Source organism: Hasllibacter halocynthiae (assembly GCF_003003095.1).
GTDB lineage: Bacteria > Pseudomonadota > Alphaproteobacteria > Rhodobacterales > Rhodobacteraceae > Hasllibacter > Hasllibacter halocynthiae.
Map to the genome: position 1 here is coordinate 512,826 of NZ_PVTT01000001.1, position 23,241 is coordinate 536,066.

Consider the following 23,241-nt stretch of genomic DNA (forward strand, 5'->3'; position numbering starts at 1 on the left):
TGCCCCTCGAGGCGGCCTAATCCAAGGTCCCCGTCGAGGCCTCGTGTTCGTCGGCCGGCCCGATCGCCCACAGGAAGACCTTCGCGATGTGGGCGCCGCGCACGGCGTTGCCCGCGTTCATGACCGAGCAGATGTCGGCGTTATTGGGATGGTCTGCGGCGTACTCGTCCTCCCGGCCGGTGCGGGTGTTCATCAGCATGTGCCCGTATTCGTGGGCGGCGGTGGACTGGTACCCGCATTCGGTGGGGCGCATCGCGTTGGCGTGCTGGGTCAGGATGACGGTGTTGCGGGCCATCGGGCCCGTGCCCAGGCCGAAGCGCCCGCCCTGGTAGACGAAGCCGCGGACCGTCACGCCGGTCGGATCCTCGAACAGGCCGTCCGCGTCCTTGCGGACGATCACCTCCCAGTGGTCGAGCGGGTAGACCCCGCCGATCCGGGACTTGAATCTCGTCCGCATCTCGATCCGCGCGCCCCCGCGCGTCGCGCCGATCGAGCGCCGGTTCCAGACGCGGCCGACGACGCGCTCGAACTCGCTCGCGAAGTTGGATTTCTCGGTCTGCGTCCAGGTGCCGCCGTCGCCGTCCTCGAAGAGGAAGTGGAGGTCCATGAACACGTCGACGCGGTAGTGCGGGTCGCCCAGGTCGATGGCGCGAAGCTCCAGCCGGTAGTTGCCGAAGCGCTGGACCTTGACGATGTCGTCGGGCTGGCGGGCGGCGCGGGCGCGGCGAGCCATCGTGGCTGCGGCCTGGGGGGTCGCGTGGATCACTGCGGCATCCTCGGTCCTGCTGCGATGCCCCAGCGTAAGCCCGCCCGCGCCGATCGGGAAGCGCGGGCGGGGCGGGCCGTCGGCCTGGGCGGCGGATCGGCGGCGATCCGCCCGCGCCGTCAGGCGGCGGCGTCCATCGCGGCGCCCTCGGGCAGCATGGCGATCCCCCGCTCGTCCTCGATGCGGGCGGCGGCGGCGAGCAGCTTCTCGCGCAGCTCGCACTCGACGTCCCAGCCGGTGGAGGGGTCGGGCACGGGGAACTGGAAGCGCGCCGTGAGGCCGAGCGCGTCATGGTCGGTGACCCGAAGCTGGCATTCGTCCTCGTCGGTGATGCGGTCGTCCTCGGCGACGAGCTTCTCGAACTCCTCCCGGAGGGGGTCGAGCTGCGCGCCGTGCGCCAGGGTCAGCCGGATCGTGCGCGTCATCTCGGTGTTCTCGAGCGTGTAGTTGACGAAGCCGGAGGACACGAATTCCTCCACCGGAACGATGAGGCGGTTGTCCGTCCAGATCTTGAGCTGGACGAAGGTGAAGTGGATCCGCTCGACCGTGCACCACTTGTCCTCGTAGAGGATCTGGTCGCCGATCCGGGCCGAGCGGTTCAGCGCGATCTGGATCGAGGCCATGATGTTGCCGAGGACGCGGCGGGCCGCGAAGCCCAGCACGATGGTCAGCGCCGTGGACGAGGCCAGGAGCGACAGGCCGAGGCCCTGGAAGACGTTGGACACGGTGAGCACGATGCCGATGCCCGCGACCGCGAGGATCACGAGGACGATGCGGCGGATCGCGGAGAGGCCCGTCGCCCAGGAGCGGCGCTGATGCTCGCCGGGGTCGGATAGCTCGCCCGTGTCGAAGGTGACGAGCCGGTTCAGGATGGCGTCGAACACCATCATGAAGAGGAGGAGCGCCGCGAGGACGTAGCCGATCGCGACCGCGGGCTCGACCACCGTGTCGACGGCCGCCGAGAAGACGAAGAGCCAGCCGGTCAGCACGTCGAGGAGGAGGGTCGTGACGAGGACGGCGGCGGGCCAGCGCAGGGCCTCGACCACGTCGCCGACGATGGTCTCGCCCATGCGGCGGCCGAGGTCGCGCAGCACCCGCCAGGTGAGGGCGCCCGCGCCGAACGCGACCGCGAGCACGAGGGGGAGCATCGCCAGCTCCCACACGGCGAGGCCGGCGACCACGTCGCGCTTGGCCCATTCGGGCAGCCACCGCTCGAACTCGGACGGGCCGTAGAGGTCGTAGAGGGCCGGGACGTTCTCGACCGTCTGGCGGGAGAAGACCCAGACGGGGTCGGCGTCCTCGCCGGGCTTGAGCCGGTTGAGGCGCGCCTCGACCTCGCGCTCGCCGAGGCCGAGCACCCCGAGGAGGAAGGAGCGGCGGACCTGCCCCGCCGTCGCGCTGTCGGAGGTGGCGCGCGCGTCGAGGCCGTCGGGCCGGTCCACGAGCTGCCCCCAGGAGAGGACGACCTTGCGGTCGAGCACCACCGCCAGCCGCTCGGCCAGGAGGGGGCCCCGGACGGACTGCTCGGCGGGATCGACCTCGGCGAGGTCGAGAAGGTGGGCGGCGGCCTCCCAGCGGCCCTCGTCGGCGTAGCGCAGGAAGGATTCGAGGGCGGCCTGCGGCGTCTCGCGGTCGAGATCCTCGGGCGGGGGGCCGAGCCCCTCGTTGAGGCCGTCCACCTCGAAGAAGGGCTCGGGCTGGGCCTGGGCGGCCCCGGCGAAGAGCGCAGGAAGGATCAGCGCGAGGAGGAGGGCGCGGAGAAGGGGCATCGTCTATTCCCGGTGGTGCGTTCGGTCGCGGCCTCAACCGGGGGAGGGGGGGATCGTTCCCGCTGGCGGCCGGAGGGGGGCGGCGCTAGGCGGGGGCCATGGCGCTGACGTTCGACTTGAAGGCCACCGACGGGGCCGCCCGCCTGGGCGAGGTCGGGACCGCGCGGGGCGTCGTGCGGACCCCCGCCTTCATGCCCGTGGGCACCGCCGGCACGGTGAAGGGGATGCTGCCAGGGCAGGTGCGCGGGACGGGCGCGGACATCGTGCTGGGCAACACCTACCACCTGATGCTGCGCCCGGGCGCGGAGCGGGTCGCGCGCCTTGGCGGGCTGCACCGCTTCTCGGGCTGGGAGGGGCCGATCCTGACGGATTCGGGGGGCTTCCAGGTCATGTCGCTGGCCGGTCTGCGGAAGATCACCGAGGAGGGGGTGCGCTTCGCCTCGCATGTGGACGGCACGCGCCATTTCCTCAGCCCCGAGCGGTCGATGGAGATCCAGGCGCTGCTGGGCTCGGACATCGCGATGTGCTTCGACGAGTGCCCCGCGCTGCCCGCGGGGCGGGACAGGATCGCCGCGTCCATGGAGATGTCGATGCGCTGGGCGGCCCGCTCGCGCGAGGCGTTCGGGCATCCGGGGGACCGCGCGCTCTTCGGCATCCAGCAGGGCGGGCTGGAGGAGGACCTGCGCCGCGAGAGCGCGGAGCGGCTGCGCGAGATCGGGTTCGAGGGCTACGCGGTCGGCGGCCTCGCCGTCGGCGAGGGGCAGGAGGCGATGTTCGGGGTCCTGGACCACGCGCCCGCCCAGCTGCCCGCGAACCGGCCGCGCTATCTGATGGGGGTGGGCAAGCCCGACGACGTGGTGGGCGCCGTGAAGCGCGGCATCGACATGATGGACTGCGTGCTGCCCACGCGGTCGGGACGGACGGGGCAGGGCTGGACGGCGCGGGGCATGGTCAACCTGCGCAACGCCCGCCACCGCGACGACCCCCGCCCGCTGGAGGAGGGGTGCCCCTGCCCGGCCTGCGCGGGGGGCTACAGCCGGGCCTTCCTGCACCACGTCGTCCGCTCGAAGGAGATGATCGGGGGGATGCTGCTGACCTGGCACAACCTGACCTATTACGGCCGCCTCATGGCCGCGATGCGCGGCGCCATCGGCGCGGGCCGGTTCGCGGACTGGGAGAGGGGCTTCCACGCCCGCCGCGCGGAAGGGGACCTCGAGCCGGTCTGAGGGCCCTCCGGGCCCGTGCGCCGCGGTCCCCGCGAAGGTGCGGGACGCCCCTTGCCCCGGCCTGCCGGGCGGCGCATCGTCGGGGGCCGAGGGACCTTGGCGCATGGTTGAACCGGCCACCCGCAGACCCCACTTCCGGGCGGACAGGGAAGGGCGCGGCCGCTGCCGAAGCGGGGCCGGGGACCCTTCGCCGCCAAGCAAGAGGAGCCATCCCACATGGCCGAGACCGAGCAGAAGACCGCCCCGTCCCCCGAATCCCATCCCGTGCTGCCGCTGCGGGACATCGTCGTCTTCCCCCACATGGTCGTCCCGCTCTTCGTGGGGCGCGAGCGGTCGGTGCGCGCCCTTGAGGAGGTGATGCGCGACGATCGGCAGATCCTGCTGTCCGCGCAGAAGGACAGCGGCGTCGACGAGCCCACGGAGGACGGCATCTACGAGACCGGCGTCCTAGCGGGCGTGCTGCAGCTGCTGAAGCTGCCGGACGGCACGCTGAAGGTCCTCGTGGAGGGCAAGCGCCGGGTGCGGATCACCCAGTTCGTCGAGAACGAGAAGTACTTCGAGGCCCACGCCGAGCCGCTGGAGGAGCTGGACGGCGAGGAGGCCGAGCTGCGCGCGCTTCAGAAGTCCGTCCGCGAGGAGTTCGAGCGCTACGCCCGCATCAAGAAGAACATCCCCGAGGAGGCGATGGGCGCCGTCGGCGACGCGGAGAGCGCGTCGAAGCTGGCCGACCTCGTGTCCGGGCACCTGGGCGTCGACGTCCCCCTCAAGCAGGAGCTGCTGGAGGCGCTGCACGTCGGCCAGCGGCTGGAGAAGGCCCTGGGCCACATGCGCGGCGAGGCGTCCGTCCTGCAGGTCGAGCGGAAGATCAAGACGCGCGTGAAGTCGCAGATGGAGAAGACCCAGCGCGAGTATTACCTCAACGAGCAGATGAAGGCGATCCAGAAGGAGCTGGGCGACGGCGGCGAGGGCGCCGGCGAGGTCGCCGAGCTGGAGGAGCGGGTCGCCGCCACCAAGCTGTCCAAGGAGGCGCGCGAGAAGGCGGAAGGCGAGCTGAAGAAGCTGAAGAACATGTCGCCCATGTCCGCCGAGGCGACGGTGGTGCGGAACTACCTCGACTGGATGCTGTCGATCCCGTGGGGCACGAAGTCCCGCGTCAAGAAGGACCTGGGCCGCGCGCGCGGCATCCTCGACGACGACCATTACGGCCTCGACAAGGTCAAGGAGCGGATCGTCGAGTACCTGGCCGTGCAGCAGCGCTCGAAGAAGCTGAAGGGGCCGATCATGTGCCTCGTCGGCCCGCCGGGCGTGGGCAAGACGTCGCTGGGCAAGTCCGTCGCCAAGGCCACGGGGCGCGAGTTCATCCGCATCAGCCTGGGCGGCGTGCGCGACGAGTCCGAGATCCGGGGCCACCGGCGGACCTATATCGGCTCGATGCCCGGCAAGATCATCCAGGCGCTGAAGAAGGCCAAGACCACGAACCCGCTGATCCTGCTCGACGAGATCGACAAGATGGGCCAGGACTTCCGCGGCGACCCGGCGAGCGCGATGCTGGAGGTGCTGGACCCCGAACAGAACGGGACCTTCGTCGACCACTACCTCGAGGTTGAGTACGACCTCTCGAACGTGATGTTCCTGACCACGGCGAACTCCTACAACATGCCGGGCCCGCTCCTGGACCGGATGGAGATCATCCCGCTGGCCGGCTACACGGAGGACGAGAAGCGCGAGATCGCCCGCCGCCACCTGATCGGCAAGCAGGTCAAGGCGAACGGCCTTCGCAAGGGCGAGTTCGAGATCACGGACGAGGCGCTGACCGACGTCATCCGCTACTACACCCGCGAGGCGGGCGTGCGGAACCTCGAGCGCGAGATCGCCAAGCTGGCGCGGAAAGCCGTGACGAGCATCGTCACCAACGAGGCCGAGGAGGTCCGCGTGACGGCGGAGAACCTCAGCGACTTCCTCGGGGTGCGCAAGCACCGCTTCGGCCTCGCCGAGGAGGAGGACCAGGTCGGCGTGGTGACGGGCCTGGCCTACACGAGCGTCGGCGGCGAGCTGCTGAACATCGAGGCGCTGCGCCTGCCGGGCAAGGGCCGGATGAAGACCACCGGCAAGCTGGGCGACGTGATGAAGGAGTCGATCGACGCGGCCGCGTCCTACGTGCGGTCCATCGCGCCCCGGATCGGCGTGAAGCCCCCCCGGATGGAGCGGTGGGACATCCACGTGCACGTGCCGGACGGGGCGACCCCGAAGGACGGGCCGTCCGCGGGCCTCGCCATGACGACGGCGATCGTCTCGACGCTGACGCAGATCCCGGTGCGCAAGGACATCGCCATGACGGGCGAGGTCAGCCTGCGGGGCAACGCGATGCCGATCGGCGGGCTGAAGGAGAAGCTGCTGGCCGCGCTTCGGGGCGGCATCAAGACCGTGCTCATCCCCGAGGAGAACGAGAAGGACCTCGCCGAGATCCCGGACAACGTGAAGGAGGGGCTGAACATCATCCCCGTCAGCCACGTCTCCGAGGTTCTGGAGCACGCCCTAACCCGGAAGCCCGAACCCGTCGAGTGGGACGAGGCGGCCGAGGAAGCGGCCGCCGCCGCGCGGGCGATGCGGCAGGGCGGGGAGGGCGCGGTCGCGCACTGACCCTTCCGTTCCGTGATGCGACGAGAGGGGGCGCGCCCAGCCGGGCGCGCCCCTTCTTCGTGGGAGGGGACGCATCGGCGTCGTGTTCCGCCCGGCGGGCTGGCGGGGCGGCGGCGCCCGCTCTAATGCATGCGCGGACACCGATCCCAGGAGCGCCTTCCATGCCGACCGAAGAACCCGCCGCCCCCGCCGAGGACACGATCGCGGGCGAATCGCGCGGAGCCCCCGGATCCGCCGATTCCACCGAATCCCCCGAGGCGCCCGCCGCGGCGGCGCTGCTCGGGCGCAAGCAGCTGATCGAGCGGGCCGTCGCGCGCTCGGGGCTGAAGCGGAAGGACGTGAGGCCGGCGGTCGAGGCCGCCCTGGCGGTGATGGGCGACGCCCTGGCCGCGGGGGAGGGGTTGAACCTTCCGCCGCTGGGCAAGCTGCGGGTCCAGCGCCGCAAGGCGGTGGGGAACGGCGAGGTGCTGATCGCGCGCATCCGCCGCAAGGACGCGCCCGCCTCCGCCCCGGCCTCCGCCGCCGCCGCGCCCGAGACCCCGGCGGGGTAGGCCTTGCGCGGGGGGCGGCCGCAGGATAGGGCCCGCGCCGGGGGCGATTAGCTCAGCGGTAGAGCACTTCGTTCACACCGAAGGGGTCACTGGTTCGATCCCAGTATCGCCCACCACCTCCCCCCCCGGAGAAGCCCAGGTGCCATTCCCGCACGAGCTGCTGGTCCTACGTCACGGCCAGACCCGGTGGAACGCCGAAGGACGCTGGCAGGGGCGACTGAACTCGCCCCTGACGCCGCTGGGGATAAGGCAGGCGACGCGACAGGGCGAGATCCTGGCGGGGCTGGACCTTTCGGGCCTCGCGGCCTTCTCCAGCCCCTCGGGCCGGGCGATCGAGACGGCGGGGATCGCCGTCGCGCCCCATCTCGACCCCGTCCGCACGGACGACCGCCTGATGGAGATCGACGTGGGCCGCTGGTCCGGCCGACTGCGCGGCGAGCTAATGCCCATGCGCCCTGACGAGGAGTTCGGCGACGAGGCCCTGGACCTCTACTGGGGCGCCCCGGGGGGCGAGGGGCCGGGGCCGCTGCGGGCACGCTGCACGGCGTTCCTCGGGGGGTTGCGCGGCCCGGCGGTGCTGGTCTGCCACGGCATCACCGGCCGGATGCTGCGGGCCGTCGCGCTGGGGCTGGGGGACGACGCGCTGGGCGACCTGCCGGGCGGGCAGGGCGTGGTGCACCGGATCGCGGGCGGCGCGCAGGAGGTCCTGCGCTGACGCTGGACCGGGCCGCGCCGGAGGGGTATCGGCGGGGCCGGGGGCGATTAGCTCAGCTGGCAGAGCGGCTCGTTTACACCGAGTAGGTCGGCGGTTCGATCCCGTCATCGCCCACCACGATCCGGTTCCATTACTTGACGCCACGTCACCCCTTTACCGGCCGGGCGCCGGATCGATGCTGCCCCCGGGACGGAAGGGGCGATCCATGGATGGTCTGAAGATGCTCGGAACGGTGGTCTCGGGGGCGGGCGCGGCGGCGACGCTGGACGGGATGCTGGCGCCCGGCGCGCGGCGCCGCGACGCCATGCGCGCGCTGGCCGCCCGCATACAGGAGCGGGCCTGGGACTGCGCCGCCGAGGGGCAGCTTCGCGAGACGGACGAGATGGTCCGCCTCGCCGCGGGGCTGGAGCGTCGGGCCGACGCGGCCGATCCCGTGATGCTGAAGGCATGCCGGGCGAACCGCGACGCGCCCCCGAAGATGCGCCTGCTGAAAGGCTGATCGCGCGATCCTCCGGCGCCCCGCCCGGTTGCGCCTGCCGCGCGGCCGCCGCTCGCCGGCCCGTCGACGAAAACCGGGCGCGGGCCGCTTGACGCCCCCCAGGGCCGCCGGTAAGCGCACCGGGCGCCCTGCGGGGCGCGCAGCGGGCGGTTGTAGCTCAGTTGGTTAGAGTACCGGCCTGTCACGCCGGGGGTCGCGGGTTCGAGCCCCGTCAACCGCGCCACCGCTGCCGCCGGAAGGCCCCCCTCGCGGGGGCCTTTCGCGTCTCAGTGGCCCCTTTGCCATACGCGGTCCCCTTCTCGCCTTCGCCCGCCTTGTCGGCAACTTGCCGCCGCCGCTAGCCGCGGGCGGAGAGGCGGCCGGTGGGGGGGGCGGGCGATGAAGGTTCGGGACGCGCCAGGGATGCTGCGGCAGTCCCGCCATGGACCCGTCGCAGCCGTGACCATGGTCCGCGACGACGCTTTCTTCCTGCAAAGGTGGGTGGCCCATTACGGCGCGCTCTTCGGGCGCCGGAACCTCTACGTGATCAACCATGGCGGCGGACGGGTGGTCCCAGAGATCGCGATGGGCTGCAACGTGATCTCCGTCCCGCTGAACGACCCCCACAAGCTGGAGATGCATCGCTGGCGCAGCCTGAACGCGATGGCCTCGATGCTGCGCCAGTGGTACCGGCACGTGATCGTCGGCGACGTGGACGAGCTGGTCGTCGTGGATCCGGCGGAGGGGACGGACCTTGCCGGGTTCCTGGAGGGCATCGGGCGCACCGGCGTGCTCACCCCGTTCGGGCTGGAGGTCGTTCACCTTCCGGACGAGGAGCCGGACCCGATCGGGGGGAGAATCCTCGGCCCGCGCCGGCACGTGCGTATGGCGATGCACTACGCCAAGCCCTGCATCCTGTCGAAGCCGGCGAAGCTCGCGCGCGGCGGGCACTATTCGGACTACCCGAAGCTGGACATGCCGGACTGCCTCTACCTGCTGCACCTGAAGTACTGCGACCGGGACGTGTTCGCGCAGGTGGCGGACGCGCGCAACGCCGCGACCGCCGACCTCGGCGGCGCGGAGCGGCGCGGCAGGGGCAGCACCACGGGCGGCCACTGGCTGAAGGCGGCGCGCGACGACGACGGCATCTACGAGGCGTTCGCCAGGATGCCCCGCGTCGACGGGATCGACTTCGACGACGTCCGCGCCGGGATGCGCGAGAGCTGGCGCCGCCGGAAGGGCGCGAACGAGTTCTGGGAGTACGACCGCTTCCCCGCCGAGACGCTGCATCGCGTCCCGGACAGGTTCGCGGGCCTCGTCTAGGCGCCCGCGACCGCGTCGAGGACCCGCGCCCAGGAGCGGGTGCCCCGCACGAAGCTGTCGAGGTCGTACTTCTCGTTGGGCGAGTGGATCGCGTCGTCGTCGCGGCCGAAGCCGATCAGCATCGAATCCATCCCGAGGATCGTCCTGAAGTAGCCTGCGATCGGGATCGAGCCGCCCGAGCCGATGAACGCGGCCTCGTTCGGCCATTCGGCCGAAAGCGCGCGGCGCGCGGCCTCGAAGGCGGGGTGATCGGTGGACATCACGGAGGCGTGGGAGGCCCCGTGCCCGTCGAACGCGACCTCGCAATCCGCGGGGACCATGCCCCGGACCATCGCGCGGAAGCTCTCGCGGATGGCGTGGGGGTCCTGCTCGCCCACGAGTCGGAAGGAGATCTTGGCCGACGCCTTCGACGGCAGGACGGTCTTGAAGCCCGCGCCCGTGTAGCCCGAGATCATGCCGTTCACCTCGCAGGTGGGGCGCGACCAGATCATCTCCAGCCCCGAGCGGCCCGATTCGCCAGCGGGATCGGCGAGGCCGACGGCACCCAGGAACGCCCCTTCGTCGAAGCCGAGCGCGGCCCATTGGGCGCGGATCGCATCCGGCAGCTCGGGCACGCCGTCGTAGAAGCCGGGGACGGCGACGCGGCCCCCCTCGTCGTGGAGGGCGGCGATCACCTTTGCCAGCACCCGCGCGGGGTTCATCGCGATGCCGCCGTACATGCCCGAATGAAGGTCGAGCGAGGGGCCGGTGATCGTCACCTCCTCGCCGAGGAGGCCGCGCAGCATGGTGGTGATCGCGGGCGTCTCGGGATCGAAGAGGCCGGTGTCGCAGATGAGGGCTATGTCGGCCGAAAGCTCCTCCGCGTTCTCCTTCAGGAAGGGGACGAGGGAGGGGGAGCCCGACTCCTCCTCCCCCTCGAAGAGGAAGGTGACGCGGCAGGGCGTGCCCCCTTCCGCCTGCCAGGCGCGGGCGGCCTCGACGAAGGTCATCAGCTGACCCTTGTCGTCCGAGGCGCCGCGGGCGCGGATCACGGGGCCCGAGGGGCCTTCTTGGAGCGCGGGGTTGAACGGGTCGCGGTCCCAGAGGTCGAGGGGATCGACCGGCTGCACGTCGTAGTGGCCATAGAAGAGGACGTGGGGCGCGCCATCGGGGCCCGGCAGGTGGCCGACGACCATGGGCCGGCCGGGCGTGTCCCGGCGCGAGGCATCGACGCCCATGCCCTTCAGGTCCTCGACCAGCCAATCGGCCGCCCGGCCGCATTCCCCCGCGTATTCGGGATCGGTCGAGATCGACGGGATGCGCAGGAGGTCGAAGAGGCGTTCGAGCGCGGCGTCGCGGTCGCCGTCGAGGCGGTCTAGGACGGAATCGAGGCTCATGCAGGGGGGGCTCCGGATCGGGGGGATGTCTGGGGGGGCAGGCTATCGGGCCGCGTTCGGGTGTCCAGTAGGCGGAACCGCGCCGAAAAAGCCGCGTTCAGGCCACAATCAGGTGCAAATCACGGCGCCCGGGCAGAACCGGACCTGGAGCGCAAATCGGGCGTGGCAAGGCGCGAACGGACTGTGGTAGGTTGTCCACAAGGCGCCCGGCCGCGAATCGAGGCGCCATGGGGACAGGACAGGAGCGAGGCATGACCAGAGGCGGCAGCGCGCCCGGGCAGGACGACGTGAGGGGCTTCGACGACTACGAGGTCTCGCTCGGCGACACCATGCGGGGGGAGCGGGCGACCCTGGGCAAGTCGCTGCTCGACGTGCAGCGCGAGCTGAAGATCAAGGCGACCTACATCGCCGCGATCGAGAACGCCGACCATTCCGCCTTCGAGACGCCCGGCTTCATCGCCGGCTACGTCCGGTCCTATGCCCGCTATCTCGGGATGGACCCCGAGGAGTGCTTCGCCCGCTTCTGCCGCGAGAGCGGGTTCGAGGGCCCGCGCTCGCTCGGCGGGAAGCCGGCCCGCCGCTCGGGACGGGCCGCGCCCCTGGCCGCGCCGGTCGAGGCGCCGCTGGGCACCCGCGACATCTTCGACCAGCCCCAGCCGGGCTTCCTCGCCGGCGACGGCCCGCTCGCGCGGATCGAGCCTGCGGCCGTCGCGTCCGTCGCGGTGCTGGTCGCGCTGATCGGCGGCATCGCCTGGGGCGGGTGGACCGTCCTCCAGGAGGTGCAGCGCGTGCAGCTGGCCCCCGTGGACGCCGCGCCCGTGGTGGCGGTGACGGTCGACCCCCTCGCCCCGGAGGAGACGGAGGTCGCCGAGGCGGAGCTGCGCGCGCCCTCCGCCCCCTCGGCGGAGGCGCTGGACCGCCTCTATCGGCCGCGCGCGCTCGAGGTGCCGGTGCTCGTGGCACGGGACGGGCCGATCGCGGCGCTGGACCCGCGGGCGGCCGGCGTCGTCACCGGCGCGGAGGAGCGCCAGTTCCGCCGCGGCGCGCCCACCCCGGCGCAGACCGAAGGCGTGGCCCGGGTGGCCGAGGCCCCGGGGGCCCCGGGGGCCCCGGGCGGCGCCGCGCGCGGGGAGCTGCCCGACGCGATCGGCGCCGCGGTCCTCGCCGCGCTGGCCGAGGGCGAGGCGGCGCCGGAGGGCCCCGTGGTCCGCGAGGACGTGCCGCAGACCGTCGCCCTCGTCGCCGCGCGCGAGTCTTGGGTGCGGGTGCGCGACGCCGAGGGCGCGACCCTCTACGAGGGGGTGATGCAACCCGGCGACCGGGTCGACCTGCCCGCGACGGAAGGCGCGCCCGACCTTCGCACGGGCAATGCCGGCGCCGTCTACTTCGAGATCGCCGGCCAGACCTACGGGCCCGCCGGCGGCGACGGCGAGGTGGCGAACGTCGCGGCGCTGACGCCGGACGCGCTGACCGCCGCGTTCACGGTCGCCGACCTGGAAGCCGACGCCGACATCGCGCGGGTTCTCGCTGAGGCGACGGTGGACTAGCGCCTGTCCCGGCGGCGGCCTATGTCCGGGGCACACCCGGAGGTGCCCCGATGAGCCACAACCCCGTCCGCCCCTGGCGCAACATCGACCGGCGCGACTCGCGCCGGATCATGGTCGGCGACGTGCCCGTGGGCGGCGGCGCGCCGATCAGCGTCCAGACGATGACGAACACGATCACCTCGGATGCGAAGGCGACGATAGAACAGATCCTGCGCTGCGCCGAGGCGGGGGCGGACATCGTGCGCGTGTCGGTGCCGGACGAGGGATCCTCCGCCGCTCTGCGCGAGATCGTCCGCGAGAGCCCTGTGCCCATCGTGGCCGACATCCACTTCCACTACCGCCGCGCGCTGGAGTCCGCCGAGGCGGGGGCCGCCTGCCTGCGGATCAACCCCGGCAACATCGGCAGCGCCGACCGCGTCGCCGAGGTGGTGCGCGCCGCCCGCGACCACGGATGCTCCATCCGCATCGGGGTGAACGCGGGCAGCTTGGAGCGGCACCTCCTGGAGAAGTACGGCGAGCCCTGCCCCGAGGCCATGATCGAGAGCGGGCTCGACCATATCCGCATCCTGCAGGACCACGACTTCCACGAGTTCAAGATCAGCGTGAAGGCGTCGGACGTGTTCCTCGCCGCCGCCGCCTATCAGGGCCTGGCGGAGGCGACGGACGCGCCGATCCACCTCGGCATCACGGAGGCCGGGGGGCTGACGTCGGGCACGATCAAGTCGGCGATCGGTCTGGGCAACCTCCTCTGGATGGGGATCGGGGACACCTTGCGCGTCTCGCTGAGCGCCGATCCGGTCGAGGAGGTGAAGGTCGGCTTCGAGATCCTGAAGGCGCTGGGGCTGCGGCACCGCGGCGTGAACATCATCTCGTGCCCCTCCTGCGCGCGGCAGGGCTTCGACGTCATCAAGACGGTGGAGGCGCTGGAGAAGCGGCTGGAGCACGTGAAGACGCCGATGTCGCTGTCGATCATCGGCTGCGTCGTGAACGGGCCGGGCGAGGCGCTGATGACCGACGTGGGCTTCACCGGCGGCGGCGCCGGGCGGGGGATGGTCTATCTCGCCGGGGCGAAGTCCCACTCCCTCTCCAACGAGGAGATGATCGACCACATCGTCGAGCAGGTGGAGAAGAAGGCCGCCGAGATCGAGGCGGGACGCGTCGGCGACGCCGTGGCGGCGGAATAGCGGGCCCCCGTCGCCCCGTCCGGCCGGGCCCGCCCCGTCAGTGGTCGCGCAGGGCGGCGATCAGCTCGTCCTTCGTCATGTGCGAGCGGCCCTCGATCCCGATCTCGCGGGCGCGGTCCATCAACTCGTCCTTCGTGCGGTCCTCGTAGGGCTCCGCCTCGCCGCCCTTCCTCGAGGGGCGGTCGCCTGCGGCGCGGGCATTGGCGATGCGGGCGGCCTTCTCCTTCGAGGCGCCGTCCCGGCGAAGCGCCTCGTAGGTCTCGTCGTCCTTGATCTGCGGTCCGTGGTCGCGGGTCATCGAAGCCTCCCGTCGTGGTGGTGCAGGGCCCAACGCGCCGCGGGGCGAAGACGATCCCGCCCGCTTGACCGCCGGCGGCGGCCGGCCGAAACGGTGGCGGCATGACCCCTTCAGCCCGATCCGAAGTCGATCCGTTCATCGTGATGGACGTCGCCCGCCGCGCCGCCGAGCTGGAGCGGGACGGCCACCGCGTCGTCCACATGGAGATCGGCCAGCCCGGCACCCCCGCGCCCGAAGGCGCGCGCCGGGCCCTCGTCCGGGCGATGGAGGAGGGGCCGCTCGGCTACACCGAGGGGCTGGGCCTGCCCGCCCTCCGCGCCCGCATCGCGCGGCACTACGGCGCATGGCACGGGGTCGACCTCGACCCGGCGCGGGTGGTCGTGACGGGCGGCTCGTCCGCGGGGTTCGTGCTGGCGTTCACCGCGCTCTTCGACGCGGGCGCGCGGGTGGGGCTGGGGCTGCCGGGCTATCCGTCCTACCGGGCGATCCTCTCGGCGCTGTCGCTGCGGCCCGTGGGCATCCCCCTGGCCGCGCCCGCCTTCCGGCCCGCGCCCGGCGACCTCGCGGGGCTGGACGGGATGATCCTCGCCAGCCCGAACAACCCTACGGGCACCATGATCGGGCGCGCGGACCTCGCCGCGCTGATGGAGGCAGGCCGCGAGAGGGGCTGCCGGATCGTCTCGGACGAGATCTACCACGGCCTCGCCTGGGGCGGGCGGGGGGTCAGTGCGCTGGAGGTCGGCGACGACGCCGTGGTGGTGAACAGCTTCTCGAAATACTTCTCGATGACCGGCTGGCGGGTCGGCTGGCTCGTCGTGCCGCCGGGCATGGTCCGCACCTTCGAGCGGCTGGCGCAGAACCTCTTCATCTGCGCGTCGCATGCGGGGCAGGTCGCGGCCCTCGCCGCGATGGATTGCGGCGAGGAGCTGGAGGCCAACGTCGCGCGCTACCGCGCGAGCCGGGCGCTGATGCTGGACCGGCTGCCGCGGATGGGGCTGGGGCGCCTCGCACCGGCGGACGGGGCGTTCTACGCCTGGGCGGACGTCTCGCACCTGGGTGACAGCCGCGCGCTGGCCGGCATGATCCTGGAGGAGGCGCACGTAGCCGTCACGCCTGGCGTCGACTTCGACCCGGCGCGGGGCGGCGACTGGCTGCGTCTGTCCTATGCCGGCCGCCCCGAGGACGTCGCCGAGGGGCTGGACCGGCTGGAGCGGTTCCTGAAGCGGCGGGCCGCGGCTTGAAGGCGCTGCTGGCGGCTGCGCTGCCCCTGCTGCTGGCGACGGCGCCGGCCGCCGCGGAGGAGGGGCCGGCCCGCGCGGCCATCGTCCCGGAGGTGACGGTGGCCGCCGACGCGGGCCGCGCGGCGCGGGTGGAGCTGGGGCTGAGCGACGCCGTCCCGTGGCGGCTGCGCCTCCTGGACGGGCCGCCGCGGCTCGCGCTGGACCTGCGGGACGCCGACCTCTCGGCCTTGGCGCCCTCCTCGCTGACCCGCGCGCGCGCCATCGAGGCGGTCCGCGCCGTCCGCGCGCCCGGCGGCTGGGCGCGGCTGGAGATGCGGCTGGCCCGCCCGATGCGCATCGCCCGCGCCGGCATGACGGTCGGGGACGAGGACGAGGACGTGGGGGCGGTCCTCGTCCTGCGCCTCGAGGAGGTGGACGCCGGGCGGTTCGCCGGCCTCGCGCACGAGGAGGAGGGGGCGGAGGCGTCCGCACCGGCCCCGCGGACGCCCCGGATCCGCCCCGTCATCGTGATCGACGCCGGCCATGGCGGCATCGATCCCGGCGCCGTCGCGGGCGGGCGGCGCGAGGCGGACATCGTCCTGGCCTATGCGCGCGCCCTGAAGGAGCAGCTTCTCCGCTCAGGGCGGTTCGAGGTCGTGATGACCCGCGAGACGGACGATTTCGTGCCGCTGCGCGACCGGGTGGCGGTCGCGGTGGCGGCGGACGCGGACGCCTTCCTGTCGCTGCACGCCGACAGCCTGGGCGAAGGGGCGGCGCGGGGCGGGCGCGTCTTCACCTTCGATGCCGGACGCCAGAGCGAGGCGACCGCCCGACTGGTCGAGCGGCACCAGAGGGATTCGCTGGTCGGAGACCTGGACCTGACGGAGACGGACGACGCGGTGACGACCGTCCTCGTGGACCTCGCGTCCGCCCGCGCGCGGCCCCGGTCCGAGCGGCTGGGCGACGCCCTCCTGATCGGGATGGAGGAGGCGGGCGTCGGCCTCTACCGGGCCGCGCCGCGGGCCAGGGGGGACTTCGCCGTGCTGCGGGCCGCCGGCGTGCCGGCCGCGCTGGTCGAGGTCGGCTTCCTGACCGGGGACGGGCCCGAGGCGCTGGCCGACCCGGACACGGTGCGCCGCATGGCGCGGGGCCTTCTGGAAGGGCTGATCCTCTGGTCGGCCGACGACGCAGCCCGCGCGGGCCGCGAGATGCGCTAGGGCAGGCGGCGGCCCGCCGCCGCCGGCCTTTCGCCCGCGCCTCCGAACGGGCATACCGGCGGGGCGCAGTCCGGGACAGGCCACGCCATGATACGCTTCCTCTTCGCCATCGCCGGGTCGGTCTTCTCGTGGGTCACGACGGCCCTCGTGGCGGCGGGCGTGTGCGCGATGGTGGTCCTGGGCCTCTATGGCAGCGACCTTCCCAGCGCCGACGCGGTCCGCAACTACGAGCCGCCGGTGATCAGCCGCATCTATTCGGGCGAGGGGCGCATCCTGGGCGAGGTGCAGGACCCCGACGGCGACCGGCGCCTCTTCGTGCCGATCGAGGACATCCCGCCCTTGGTGCAGAACGCCTTCATCGCGGCCGAGGACGGCAACTTCCGCGAGCATGGCGGCTTCGACCCGCGGGCCATCGCCTCGGCGGTGCGCGACCTCGTCGTCTCGCGCGGCGAGGTGGTGCGCGGCGGATCGGGCATCACCCAGCAGGTGGTGAAGAACTTCATCGTCGGCGGCGGGCGCAACGTCGAGCGCAAGCTCGAGGAGCTGCTGCTGTCCGTCCAGGTCGAGACGATCCTGACCAAGGACGAGATCCTCGAGCTCTACCTCAACGAGATCTACCTGGGGCAGCAGTCGGCGGGCGTGGCCGCGGCGGCGGAGGCCTATTTCGACAAGAACCTGGACGAGCTTTCCGTCGCCGAGGCCGCCTATCTCGCCGTCCTGCCGCGCCGCCCCTCGGGGCTGCACCCCGTGAACAACCGCGACAGGGTCATCCGCGCCCGCGACAACGTCCTGCGCGAGATGCACGAGAACGGGTTCATCGACCGCGCCGCCTACGAGGAGGCGCTGGAGGACCCGCTGCGGACCGTGCAGGGCGGCGACTACCCCTCGTTCCGCGCGGGCATCCCCGACGACGACTACTTCACCGCCGAGGTGCGCCGCCAGATCGTGCAGGACTACGGCCGCGAGGCGCTGGAGACGGACGGCCTGACCATCCGCGCCACGGTCGATCCCGACATGCAGCGGATCGCCGAGGAGGCGCTGCAGCGCGCGCTGGAGGATTACGACCGCTCGCTCGGGCGCTGGCGCGGCACGGGCGAGCGGATCGAGGAGGCGGCGCTGGAGGACTGGCAGGCCGCGCTGCGCCGCGCCCCCGTGCCCCGCGACGTCGAACTGGAAGGCCCTTGGCTGCCCGCCGTCGTGCTGGAGGTGGCCGACCAGTCCCTGCGCCTCGGGATCGAGGGCCGGGAGGAGGGCGACCCCGCGCCCGTCGTCCCGCGCGAGGACATCGCCTGGATGCAGGGCAGCTTCTTCGACAACTTCGAGCGGGGCGACGTCGTCCTGGTCCGCCGGATGACGGCCGACGCGGATGGCGGCTTCATCCGCTGGACGCTGCGCCAGGTGCCCGAGGTGCAGGGCGCGTTCATGGCGATGGACGTGAACACGGGCCGGGTGATTGCCATGCAGGGCGGCTTCTCGGTGCAGGACAGCGTGTTCAACCGCGCCACGCAGGCGCAGCGGCAGCCGGGATCGTCCTTCAAGCCCTTCGTCTACGCCGCGGCGCTGGATTCGGGCTACACGCCCGCGACCATCGTGGTCGACGCCCCCATCGAGGTGGACACGGGCAACGGCGTCTGGCGCCCGCAGAACGCCAGCAACCAGTTCTACGGCCCCACCCCCCTTCGCACGGGGATCGAGCAGTCGCGCAACCTGATGACCATCCGCCTCGCGCAGGAGGTGGGGATGGACGTCGTCGCCGGCTACGCCGAGCGGTTCGGGGTCTATGACGACATGAACCCGTTCCTCGCCAACTCGCTCGGGTCGGAGGAGACGACGCTCTTCCGGATGGTGGCGGCCTATTCGATGTTCGCCAACGGCGGCGAGCGGGTCGAGCCGACGCTGGTGGACCGCGTGCAGGACCGCATGGGGCGCACGATCTACCGCCACGACCAGCGCATCTGCCTGGACTGCAACGAGACGGCGCTGCCGGCCGGGGCCGCGCCGCAGGTGGTTTCCGACAGGGCGCGGGTGATGGATCCGGTCACGGCCTACCAGCTGACCTCGATGATGCAGGGCGTGACCCAGCGCGGCACCGCGCGGGGCGTGGGCGCGGCCCTGGACGTGCCCGTCGCGGGCAAGACCGGCACGACGAACGACGCCAAGGACGTCTGGTTCGTGGGGTTCACCAACACGATCGCCGCGGGCTGCTACATCGGCTACGACACGCCGCGCAGCCTCGGGCGGGGGGCGTCGGGGGGCGGCATGTGCGGGCCGGTCTTCACCCGCTTCATGAGCGAGGCGGTCGAGCGCTACGGCGCCGGCCCGTTCGAGATCCCCGAAGGGGGCACCTTCATCAACATCGACCGCGTCACCGGCGCCCGCCTGCCGGACGGCTCGTCCGGGGAGAACGTGATCGCCGAGTACTTCCGCCTCGGGGAGGAGCCGATCTTCGGCCTCGCGCTCGACGGGGGCTGGGCGATGGGTTCGGACCTCCAGCTCTTCTCGGACGGGGGCGGCGGCACGGAGCGGCAGGTCACCACCTCGACCGGCGAGACGGTGACCGTGGCGCCGCGCGCCTCCTTCGGCTCGCTCTCCTCGGGGGGGCTCTACTAGGGCGGGGCGTCCGCGGGGGAAGTATTTGGGCCCACGGGGGAGGGGGCGGGTTGTCCGGCGGCGGGGCGGGACGTATCTGCCTGGCCTCGAAGGGAGCCTGCCATGCGTGCCGAGACGAAAGACGCCGCCGAGGCGATCCGGGGATCGCTCGACCTCTACGGCAAGCGGCTGGGGATCGACACGGCCGACCACCGGCTGGAGGAGCTGAACGCCCGGATCGAGGACCCGAACCTCTGGGACGACACGGCCCGCGCGCAGAAGATCATGCGCGACCGGCAGGCGCTGTCCGACAAGATCGAGACCTATCGCGGCCTCTCGGGGGAGCTGGACGACCAGCTCGGCATGATCGAGCTGGGCGAGGCCGAGGGCGACGCCGAGGTGGTCGCCGAGGCCGAGGCCGCCGTGCTCGCCCTGAAGGAGCGGGCCGGCGCGATCGAGATCGAGGCGCTGCTGGACGGCGAGGCGGACGGCAACGACACCTTCCTCGAGATCAACTCGGGCGCGGGCGGAACCGAGTCCTGCGACTGGGCCGCCATGCTGGCGCGCATGTATGTCCGCTGGGCCGAGAAGCAGGGCTACGACGTCGAGCTACAGTCCGAGAGCCCGGGCGAGGAGGCCGGGATCAAGTCCGCCTCCTACAAGATCAGCGGGCCGAACGCCTATGGATGGCTGAAGTCGGAATCGGGCGTGCACCGGCTGGTGCGGATCAGCCCCTACGACAGCAGCGCCCGGCGGCACACCTCGTTCAGCAGCGTCTGGGTCTATCCGGTCGTCGACGACGACATCGAGGTCGAGGTGAACCCCGCTGACATCCGCATCGATACCTACCGCTCCTCCGGGGCGGGGGGGCAGCACGTGAACACGACCGATTCGGCGGTGCGGATCACGCACGAGCCGACGGGGATCGTGGTGACGTCCTCCGAGAAGTCGCAGCACCAGAACCGGGACATCGCGATGAAGGCGCTGAAATCGCGCCTCTACCAGATGGAGCTGGACCGCCGGAACGCCGCCACCCTCGAGGCGCACGAGGCCAAGGGCGAGGCGGGCTGGGGGAACCAGATCCGGTCCTACGTCCTGCAGCCCTACCAGATGGTGAAGGACCTGCGCTCGGGACACGAGACGTCTGACACGCAGGGCGTGCTGGACGGCGACCTGACGCCGTTCATGGCGGCCACCCTGGCCGCGGACGTCGCGGGCAAGTCGCGCGCCGAGGCCGAGGAGGCGGCGTCGAGCTGAAGCCCGGCCTACGCAAGGCCCAGGCGCTGGTGTAGGGCGGGCTTCAGCCCGCCATGCCTGGAGCCGACATGCTCGAATACGCGAAGACCCAGATCGACCACGCGATCACCCGGGACGACCTCAAAGGGCACTCCTTCGAGAACGCGTTCGGCGGGGCGACCAGCTTCCTGCGCCGGAAGTACACGAAGGACCTCTCGGGCGTGGAGCTGGCCGTGACGGGCGTGCCCTTCGATCAGGCGGTGACGAACCGCCCCGGCGCGCGCTTCGGTCCCCGCGCGATCCGCGAGGCCTCGACGCTGCAGACATTCGACCCGCCCTATCGCTGGCCCGTCGATCCGATGACCGACGTGGCGATGTGCGATTACGGTGATCTCGCCTTCGACTATGCCGACGTCGCGGCCTTCCCCGTCCGGCTCGAGGCGCATGTCGCAGGCATCCTCGGGGCGGGCGCGGCCTGCTTGGCGCTGGGGGGGGACCACTCCGTCACCTACCCGATTCTCAAGGCCCATGCGGCGGTGCACGGGCCGCTTGCCGTGGTGCAGTTCGACGCCCATTCAGACACCTGGCCGGACGGCGATCCGAAGCGGATCGACCACGGCACGATGATGACGAAGGCGATCCGCGACGGGATCGTGGACGTCGAGCGGTCGGTCCAGGTCGGCATCCGCACCACGAACGCCGAGAACCCGGTGCCGGAGATCGACGCCCTGACCGTGCACGAGATCGGCCCCGTCGAGACGGCCCGCCGGATCCGCGAGGCGGTGGGGGACGCGAGGTGCTACGTCACCTTCGACATCGACTGCCTCGATCCCGCCTTCGCGCCCGGGACCGGAACGCCCGTCTGGGGCGGGCTGTCGAGCGCGCAGGCGCAGCGGATCCTCCTCGGGCTGGCGGGGATGAACGTCGTCGGCATGGACGTGGTCGAGGTCTCGCCCCCCTACGATCCCACGGGCTGCACCGCCGTCGCCGGGGCCCATGTGGCGACCGACCTCGCCTGTCTCTGGGCGGCTGGGGCCCGGGGGCGTTGATCCCGCGCGCGCCCGCTCCATCTGGGTCTTCATGACGCGCAGGGGATGGATCATCGGATCGGCGGTCGCGATCGCCGGGATCGCGGCGGGGGGCGCCGCCTTCGTCAGGCTGGCGCCGACCCGCCCGGCCGAATGGGACGTCGATCCCGCGCGGGAGGGGCGCACCGGCCCCGGGCGCCATCTGATCGCCGAAGAGGGCGACGCGCCGCCGCTGCAACTCGCCGCGCCGCCTGGCATGGTGCTGGACGCGCTGTCCGAGATCGCCGCCGAGGAGGGCGGGACCCGCATCGTCTGGCGCCCGGACGACGGCCGCGCAACCTGGGAGGTCCGCAGCCGCGTCATGGGCTTTCCCGACTACGTATCGGTCCGCGCGGTGCCCGCAGGCGGGGGCACGGTGCTGACCGCCTATTCGCGGCTCCGCTACGGGGCGGACGACATGGGCGTGAACGAGGACCGGCTGAACCGGTGGACCGCCGCCCTGAAGGCGCGGCTGCCCGGTTGACCGGGCGTCCTCGGGGCCGCACATCGGGCCGATGCTGCCCGAGGACGCCCTGAACCGGATCACCGAACGCCTCGCCTATCTCGAGGCGGCGATGGCGGACGCGTCGGGCGACGTCGCCGCCTTGGGGCGCGAGTACGCCGAGGTGAAGCCTGTCGCCGATCAGGTGACCGAATGGCGCCGCCTGCGGGGCGAGGTCGCCGAGGCCGAGGGCATGCTGGACGATCCCGAGATGCGCGCCCTCGCCGAGGAGGAGCTGCCCCGCCTGCGCGCCCGCCTGCCGGAGGTCGAGGGGGCGCTGCGGGTGGCGCTGCTGCCTAAGGACGCCGCCGATGCCAGGCCCGCCATGGTCGAGATCAGGCCGGGCACCGGCGGCGAGGAGGCCGCGCTGTTCGCGCGGGACCTCTTGCGGATGTATCAGAGGCACGCCGAGTCAAAGGGTTGGGGGGCGGAGCTCGTCTCGCTAGCCGAGACGGAGCTGGGCGGCGTGAAGGAGGCGGTGCTTCACGTCGCGGGCGAGGGGGTGTTCGCGCGCCTCAAGTTCGAGAGCGGCGTGCACCGCGTCCAGCGGGTGCCTGAGACCGAATCGGGGGGGCGGATCCACACCTCGGCCGCGACGGTGGCGGTGCTGCCGGAGGCGGAGGAGGTGGACGTCGACATCCCCGCGCAGGACGTGCGGGTCGACACGATGCGGGCCTCGGGCGCGGGGGGGCAGCACGTCAACACCACCGATTCGGCGGTGCGGATCACCCATCTGCCGACGGGGATCGTGGTCACGTCGTCCGAGAAGTCCCAGCATCGCAACCGCGAGATCGCGATGGGCGTGCTGCGGTCGCGCCTCTTCGACCTGCAGCGGCAGGAGGCCGACGCGGAACGGGCGGCGGCGCGCAAGGGGCAGGTGGGGTCGGGCGATCGGTCGGAACGGATCCGGACCTACAACTTCCCCCAGGGGCGGGTGACGGATCACCGGATCGGGCTGACCCTGCACCGGCTGCCTCAGGTGCTGGCGGGCGATCTCGACGAGATCGCGGATGCCCTGATCGCCGCCGATCAGGCGGAGCGGCTGGCGGCGGAGGGGCTGTGATCCACGCCCCCCACGGGTTCGGGGAACGGGGCCGAGAGGCAGGAAGAGTCGCATGTAGGCAGGGTCTTGTGGCATGTTCTTCATCTCGTCGTGCGGCAGCGTACGTTCGCTTAACGTTCCTTTCATGCTTGCGCTGTAGCTTCCTCTCACGAGCGGGAGGACCGGCATGGGCCGACGAAGCATCTCCATCGCTGCCGGACGCGTGCCGGCAGCCGCGCAGGGGCGCGGGACCGCATCGGGGGCCTCTCCGGTGGACGGCATTCCTTCGTGGGGCGCGTCGGCGGGACGGGCCGGAACGCGGCGGGTGCGCGATCGGCGGGTGCGGGTTCGGCCGCGCGCCGACGGCCGCGTGAGCGGGGAAGGACGCCCCGTCCCGGAGAGGGACGTCCGGAAAGCCGGTCGAGGGGCGGCCGCCGACTGGCCGGACGTCGAGGGGGCAGCATTCGACGCGGCCCGCCGTGCGGTGGCGGCGCG

19 protein-coding genes and 3 tRNA genes are annotated in these 23,241 nt (G+C 72.4%); 18 read left to right on the plus strand and 4 right to left on the minus strand.

The window, feature by feature from the left end:
• Positions 1 to 16 precede the first annotated feature (16 nt).
• Together BCF33_RS02635 and BCF33_RS02640 are read right to left on the minus strand one after the other, a co-directional pair.
• A complete protein-coding gene (locus BCF33_RS02635; RefSeq protein ID WP_106159378.1) occupies positions 17 to 766 on the minus strand; it encodes a hypothetical protein in 750 nt (249 codons plus the stop codon).
• 119 nt (positions 767 to 885) lie between these two features.
• Entirely contained in the window at positions 886 to 2,535 is a 1,650-nt protein-coding gene (locus BCF33_RS02640; RefSeq protein ID WP_106159379.1) for a mechanosensitive ion channel family protein, read from the minus strand.
• A gap of 98 nt (positions 2,536 to 2,633) precedes the next feature.
• On the opposite strand from BCF33_RS02640, the gene tgt reads away from it, so the two are divergent.
• The 9 genes from tgt to BCF33_RS02685 all read left to right on the plus strand — a co-directional run bounded on the left by tgt (position 2,634) and on the right by BCF33_RS02685 (position 9,468).
• Positions 2,634 to 3,761 carry a tRNA guanosine(34) transglycosylase Tgt gene (gene tgt / locus BCF33_RS02645; protein WP_106159380.1) on the plus strand — a complete coding sequence of 376 codons (1,128 nt, stop codon included), beginning with the start codon at positions 2,634 to 2,636 and terminating at the stop codon, positions 3,759 to 3,761.
• 216 nt (positions 3,762 to 3,977) lie between these two features.
• Entirely contained in the window at positions 3,978 to 6,401 is a 2,424-nt protein-coding gene (gene lon / locus BCF33_RS02650) for an endopeptidase La (protein ID WP_106159381.1), read from the plus strand.
• Positions 6,402 to 6,562: 161 nt separating this feature from the next.
• A complete protein-coding gene (locus BCF33_RS02655) occupies positions 6,563 to 6,952 on the plus strand; it encodes an HU family DNA-binding protein (RefSeq protein ID WP_106159382.1) in 390 nt (129 codons plus the stop codon).
• Positions 6,953 to 6,993: 41 nt separating this feature from the next.
• Positions 6,994 to 7,068 (plus strand) — tRNA-Val (locus BCF33_RS02660).
• A gap of 23 nt (positions 7,069 to 7,091) precedes the next feature.
• The gene (locus BCF33_RS02665; protein ID WP_158259339.1) at positions 7,092 to 7,667 is read left to right on the plus strand and encodes a histidine phosphatase family protein; all 576 of its coding nucleotides are present in this window, start codon (positions 7,092 to 7,094) and stop codon (positions 7,665 to 7,667) included.
• A gap of 41 nt (positions 7,668 to 7,708) precedes the next feature.
• Positions 7,709 to 7,784 (plus strand) — tRNA-Val (locus tag BCF33_RS02670).
• 88 nt (positions 7,785 to 7,872) lie between these two features.
• Positions 7,873 to 8,166 carry a hypothetical protein gene (locus BCF33_RS02675; protein ID WP_106159384.1) on the plus strand — a complete coding sequence of 98 codons (294 nt, stop codon included), beginning with the start codon at positions 7,873 to 7,875 and terminating at the stop codon, positions 8,164 to 8,166.
• Between the two features lie 146 nt (positions 8,167 to 8,312).
• Positions 8,313 to 8,389 (plus strand) — tRNA-Asp (locus BCF33_RS02680).
• 155 nt (positions 8,390 to 8,544) lie between these two features.
• Entirely contained in the window at positions 8,545 to 9,468 is a 924-nt protein-coding gene (locus tag BCF33_RS02685) for a glycosyltransferase family 2 protein (RefSeq protein ID WP_245883694.1), read from the plus strand.
• Here BCF33_RS02685 and BCF33_RS02690 read toward each other — a convergent pair.
• A complete protein-coding gene (locus BCF33_RS02690) occupies positions 9,465 to 10,844 on the minus strand; it encodes a M20/M25/M40 family metallo-hydrolase (RefSeq protein WP_106159385.1) in 1,380 nt (459 codons plus the stop codon). The genes BCF33_RS02685 and BCF33_RS02690 overlap by 4 nt on opposite strands.
• A 251-nt stretch (positions 10,845 to 11,095) precedes the next feature.
• On the opposite strand from BCF33_RS02690, the gene BCF33_RS02695 reads away from it, so the two are divergent.
• On the plus strand, positions 11,096 to 12,391 hold the full coding sequence (locus BCF33_RS02695; RefSeq protein ID WP_106159386.1) for a helix-turn-helix domain-containing protein: 1,296 nt from the start codon (positions 11,096 to 11,098) through the stop codon (positions 12,389 to 12,391).
• 50 nt (positions 12,392 to 12,441) lie between these two features.
• Positions 12,442 to 13,575, plus strand: a complete 1,134-nt coding sequence (gene ispG / locus BCF33_RS02700; protein ID WP_106159387.1) for a flavodoxin-dependent (E)-4-hydroxy-3-methylbut-2-enyl-diphosphate synthase — start codon at positions 12,442 to 12,444, stop codon at positions 13,573 to 13,575.
• Positions 13,576 to 13,612: 37 nt separating this feature from the next.
• Here ispG and BCF33_RS02705 read toward each other — a convergent pair whose 3' ends face one another.
• Positions 13,613 to 13,873 carry a DUF7218 family protein gene (locus BCF33_RS02705; protein ID WP_106159388.1) on the minus strand — a complete coding sequence of 87 codons (261 nt, stop codon included), beginning with the start codon at positions 13,871 to 13,873 and terminating at the stop codon, positions 13,613 to 13,615.
• Between the two features lie 101 nt (positions 13,874 to 13,974).
• Between BCF33_RS02705 and BCF33_RS02710 the strand changes: the two genes are divergently transcribed.
• The 7 genes from BCF33_RS02710 to prfA all read left to right on the plus strand — a co-directional run bounded on the left by BCF33_RS02710 (position 13,975) and on the right by prfA (position 22,767).
• Complete coding sequence (locus tag BCF33_RS02710; RefSeq protein ID WP_106159389.1) at positions 13,975 to 15,114, plus strand: pyridoxal phosphate-dependent aminotransferase; 1,140 nt, start codon at positions 13,975 to 13,977, stop codon at positions 15,112 to 15,114.
• A complete protein-coding gene (locus tag BCF33_RS02715; RefSeq protein WP_106159390.1) occupies positions 15,111 to 16,310 on the plus strand; it encodes an N-acetylmuramoyl-L-alanine amidase family protein in 1,200 nt (399 codons plus the stop codon). The genes BCF33_RS02710 and BCF33_RS02715 overlap by 4 nt, the downstream gene beginning before the upstream one ends.
• A gap of 87 nt (positions 16,311 to 16,397) precedes the next feature.
• Positions 16,398 to 18,920 (plus strand): penicillin-binding protein 1A, encoded by a 2,523-nt coding sequence (locus tag BCF33_RS02720; RefSeq protein WP_106159391.1) that lies wholly within the window; start codon positions 16,398 to 16,400, stop codon positions 18,918 to 18,920.
• 102 nt (positions 18,921 to 19,022) lie between these two features.
• On the plus strand, positions 19,023 to 20,156 hold the full coding sequence (gene prfB, locus BCF33_RS02725; RefSeq protein ID WP_106159392.1) for a peptide chain release factor 2: 1,134 nt from the start codon (positions 19,023 to 19,025) through the stop codon (positions 20,154 to 20,156).
• 68 nt (positions 20,157 to 20,224) lie between these two features.
• Positions 20,225 to 21,184: an agmatinase gene (speB, locus tag BCF33_RS02730; RefSeq protein ID WP_106159393.1), complete on the plus strand. Its 960-nt coding sequence runs from the start codon at positions 20,225 to 20,227 to the stop codon at positions 21,182 to 21,184.
• Positions 21,185 to 21,215: 31 nt separating this feature from the next.
• On the plus strand, positions 21,216 to 21,686 hold the full coding sequence (locus BCF33_RS02735) for a DUF1499 domain-containing protein (RefSeq protein ID WP_158259340.1): 471 nt from the start codon (positions 21,216 to 21,218) through the stop codon (positions 21,684 to 21,686).
• 31 nt (positions 21,687 to 21,717) lie between these two features.
• Complete coding sequence (prfA, locus tag BCF33_RS02740; RefSeq protein WP_106159395.1) at positions 21,718 to 22,767, plus strand: peptide chain release factor 1; 1,050 nt, start codon at positions 21,718 to 21,720, stop codon at positions 22,765 to 22,767.
• Positions 22,768 to 23,241 lie beyond the last annotated feature (474 nt).

What these genes read in the sequence shown, in the direction of transcription:
- BCF33_RS02705 (WP_106159388.1), bottom strand. Translation starts at nt 13,873, where the DNA reads ATGACCCGCGACCACGGACCGCAGATCAAGGACGACGAGACCTACGAG.
- BCF33_RS02640 (WP_106159379.1), bottom strand. Translation starts at nt 2,535, where the DNA reads ATGCCCCTTCTCCGCGCCCTCCTCCTCGCGCTGATCCTTCCTGCGCTC.
- ispG (WP_106159387.1), top strand. Translation starts at nt 12,442, where the DNA reads ATGAGCCACAACCCCGTCCGCCCCTGGCGCAACATCGACCGGCGCGAC.
- BCF33_RS02655 (WP_106159382.1), top strand. Translation starts at nt 6,563, where the DNA reads ATGCCGACCGAAGAACCCGCCGCCCCCGCCGAGGACACGATCGCGGGC.
- lon (WP_106159381.1), top strand. Translation starts at nt 3,978, where the DNA reads ATGGCCGAGACCGAGCAGAAGACCGCCCCGTCCCCCGAATCCCATCCC.
- BCF33_RS02735 (WP_158259340.1), top strand. Translation starts at nt 21,216, where the DNA reads ATGACGCGCAGGGGATGGATCATCGGATCGGCGGTCGCGATCGCCGGG.
- prfB (WP_106159392.1), top strand. Translation starts at nt 19,023, where the DNA reads ATGCGTGCCGAGACGAAAGACGCCGCCGAGGCGATCCGGGGATCGCTC.
- BCF33_RS02710 (WP_106159389.1), top strand. Translation starts at nt 13,975, where the DNA reads ATGACCCCTTCAGCCCGATCCGAAGTCGATCCGTTCATCGTGATGGAC.
- prfA (WP_106159395.1), top strand. Translation starts at nt 21,718, where the DNA reads ATGCTGCCCGAGGACGCCCTGAACCGGATCACCGAACGCCTCGCCTAT.
- BCF33_RS02690 (WP_106159385.1), bottom strand. Translation starts at nt 10,844, where the DNA reads ATGAGCCTCGATTCCGTCCTAGACCGCCTCGACGGCGACCGCGACGCC.
- tgt (WP_106159380.1), top strand. Translation starts at nt 2,634, where the DNA reads ATGGCGCTGACGTTCGACTTGAAGGCCACCGACGGGGCCGCCCGCCTG.
- speB (WP_106159393.1), top strand. Translation starts at nt 20,225, where the DNA reads ATGCTCGAATACGCGAAGACCCAGATCGACCACGCGATCACCCGGGAC.
- BCF33_RS02695 (WP_106159386.1), top strand. Translation starts at nt 11,096, where the DNA reads ATGACCAGAGGCGGCAGCGCGCCCGGGCAGGACGACGTGAGGGGCTTC.
- BCF33_RS02675 (WP_106159384.1), top strand. Translation starts at nt 7,873, where the DNA reads ATGGATGGTCTGAAGATGCTCGGAACGGTGGTCTCGGGGGCGGGCGCG.
- BCF33_RS02685 (WP_245883694.1), top strand. Translation starts at nt 8,545, where the DNA reads ATGAAGGTTCGGGACGCGCCAGGGATGCTGCGGCAGTCCCGCCATGGA.
- BCF33_RS02720 (WP_106159391.1), top strand. Translation starts at nt 16,398, where the DNA reads ATGATACGCTTCCTCTTCGCCATCGCCGGGTCGGTCTTCTCGTGGGTC.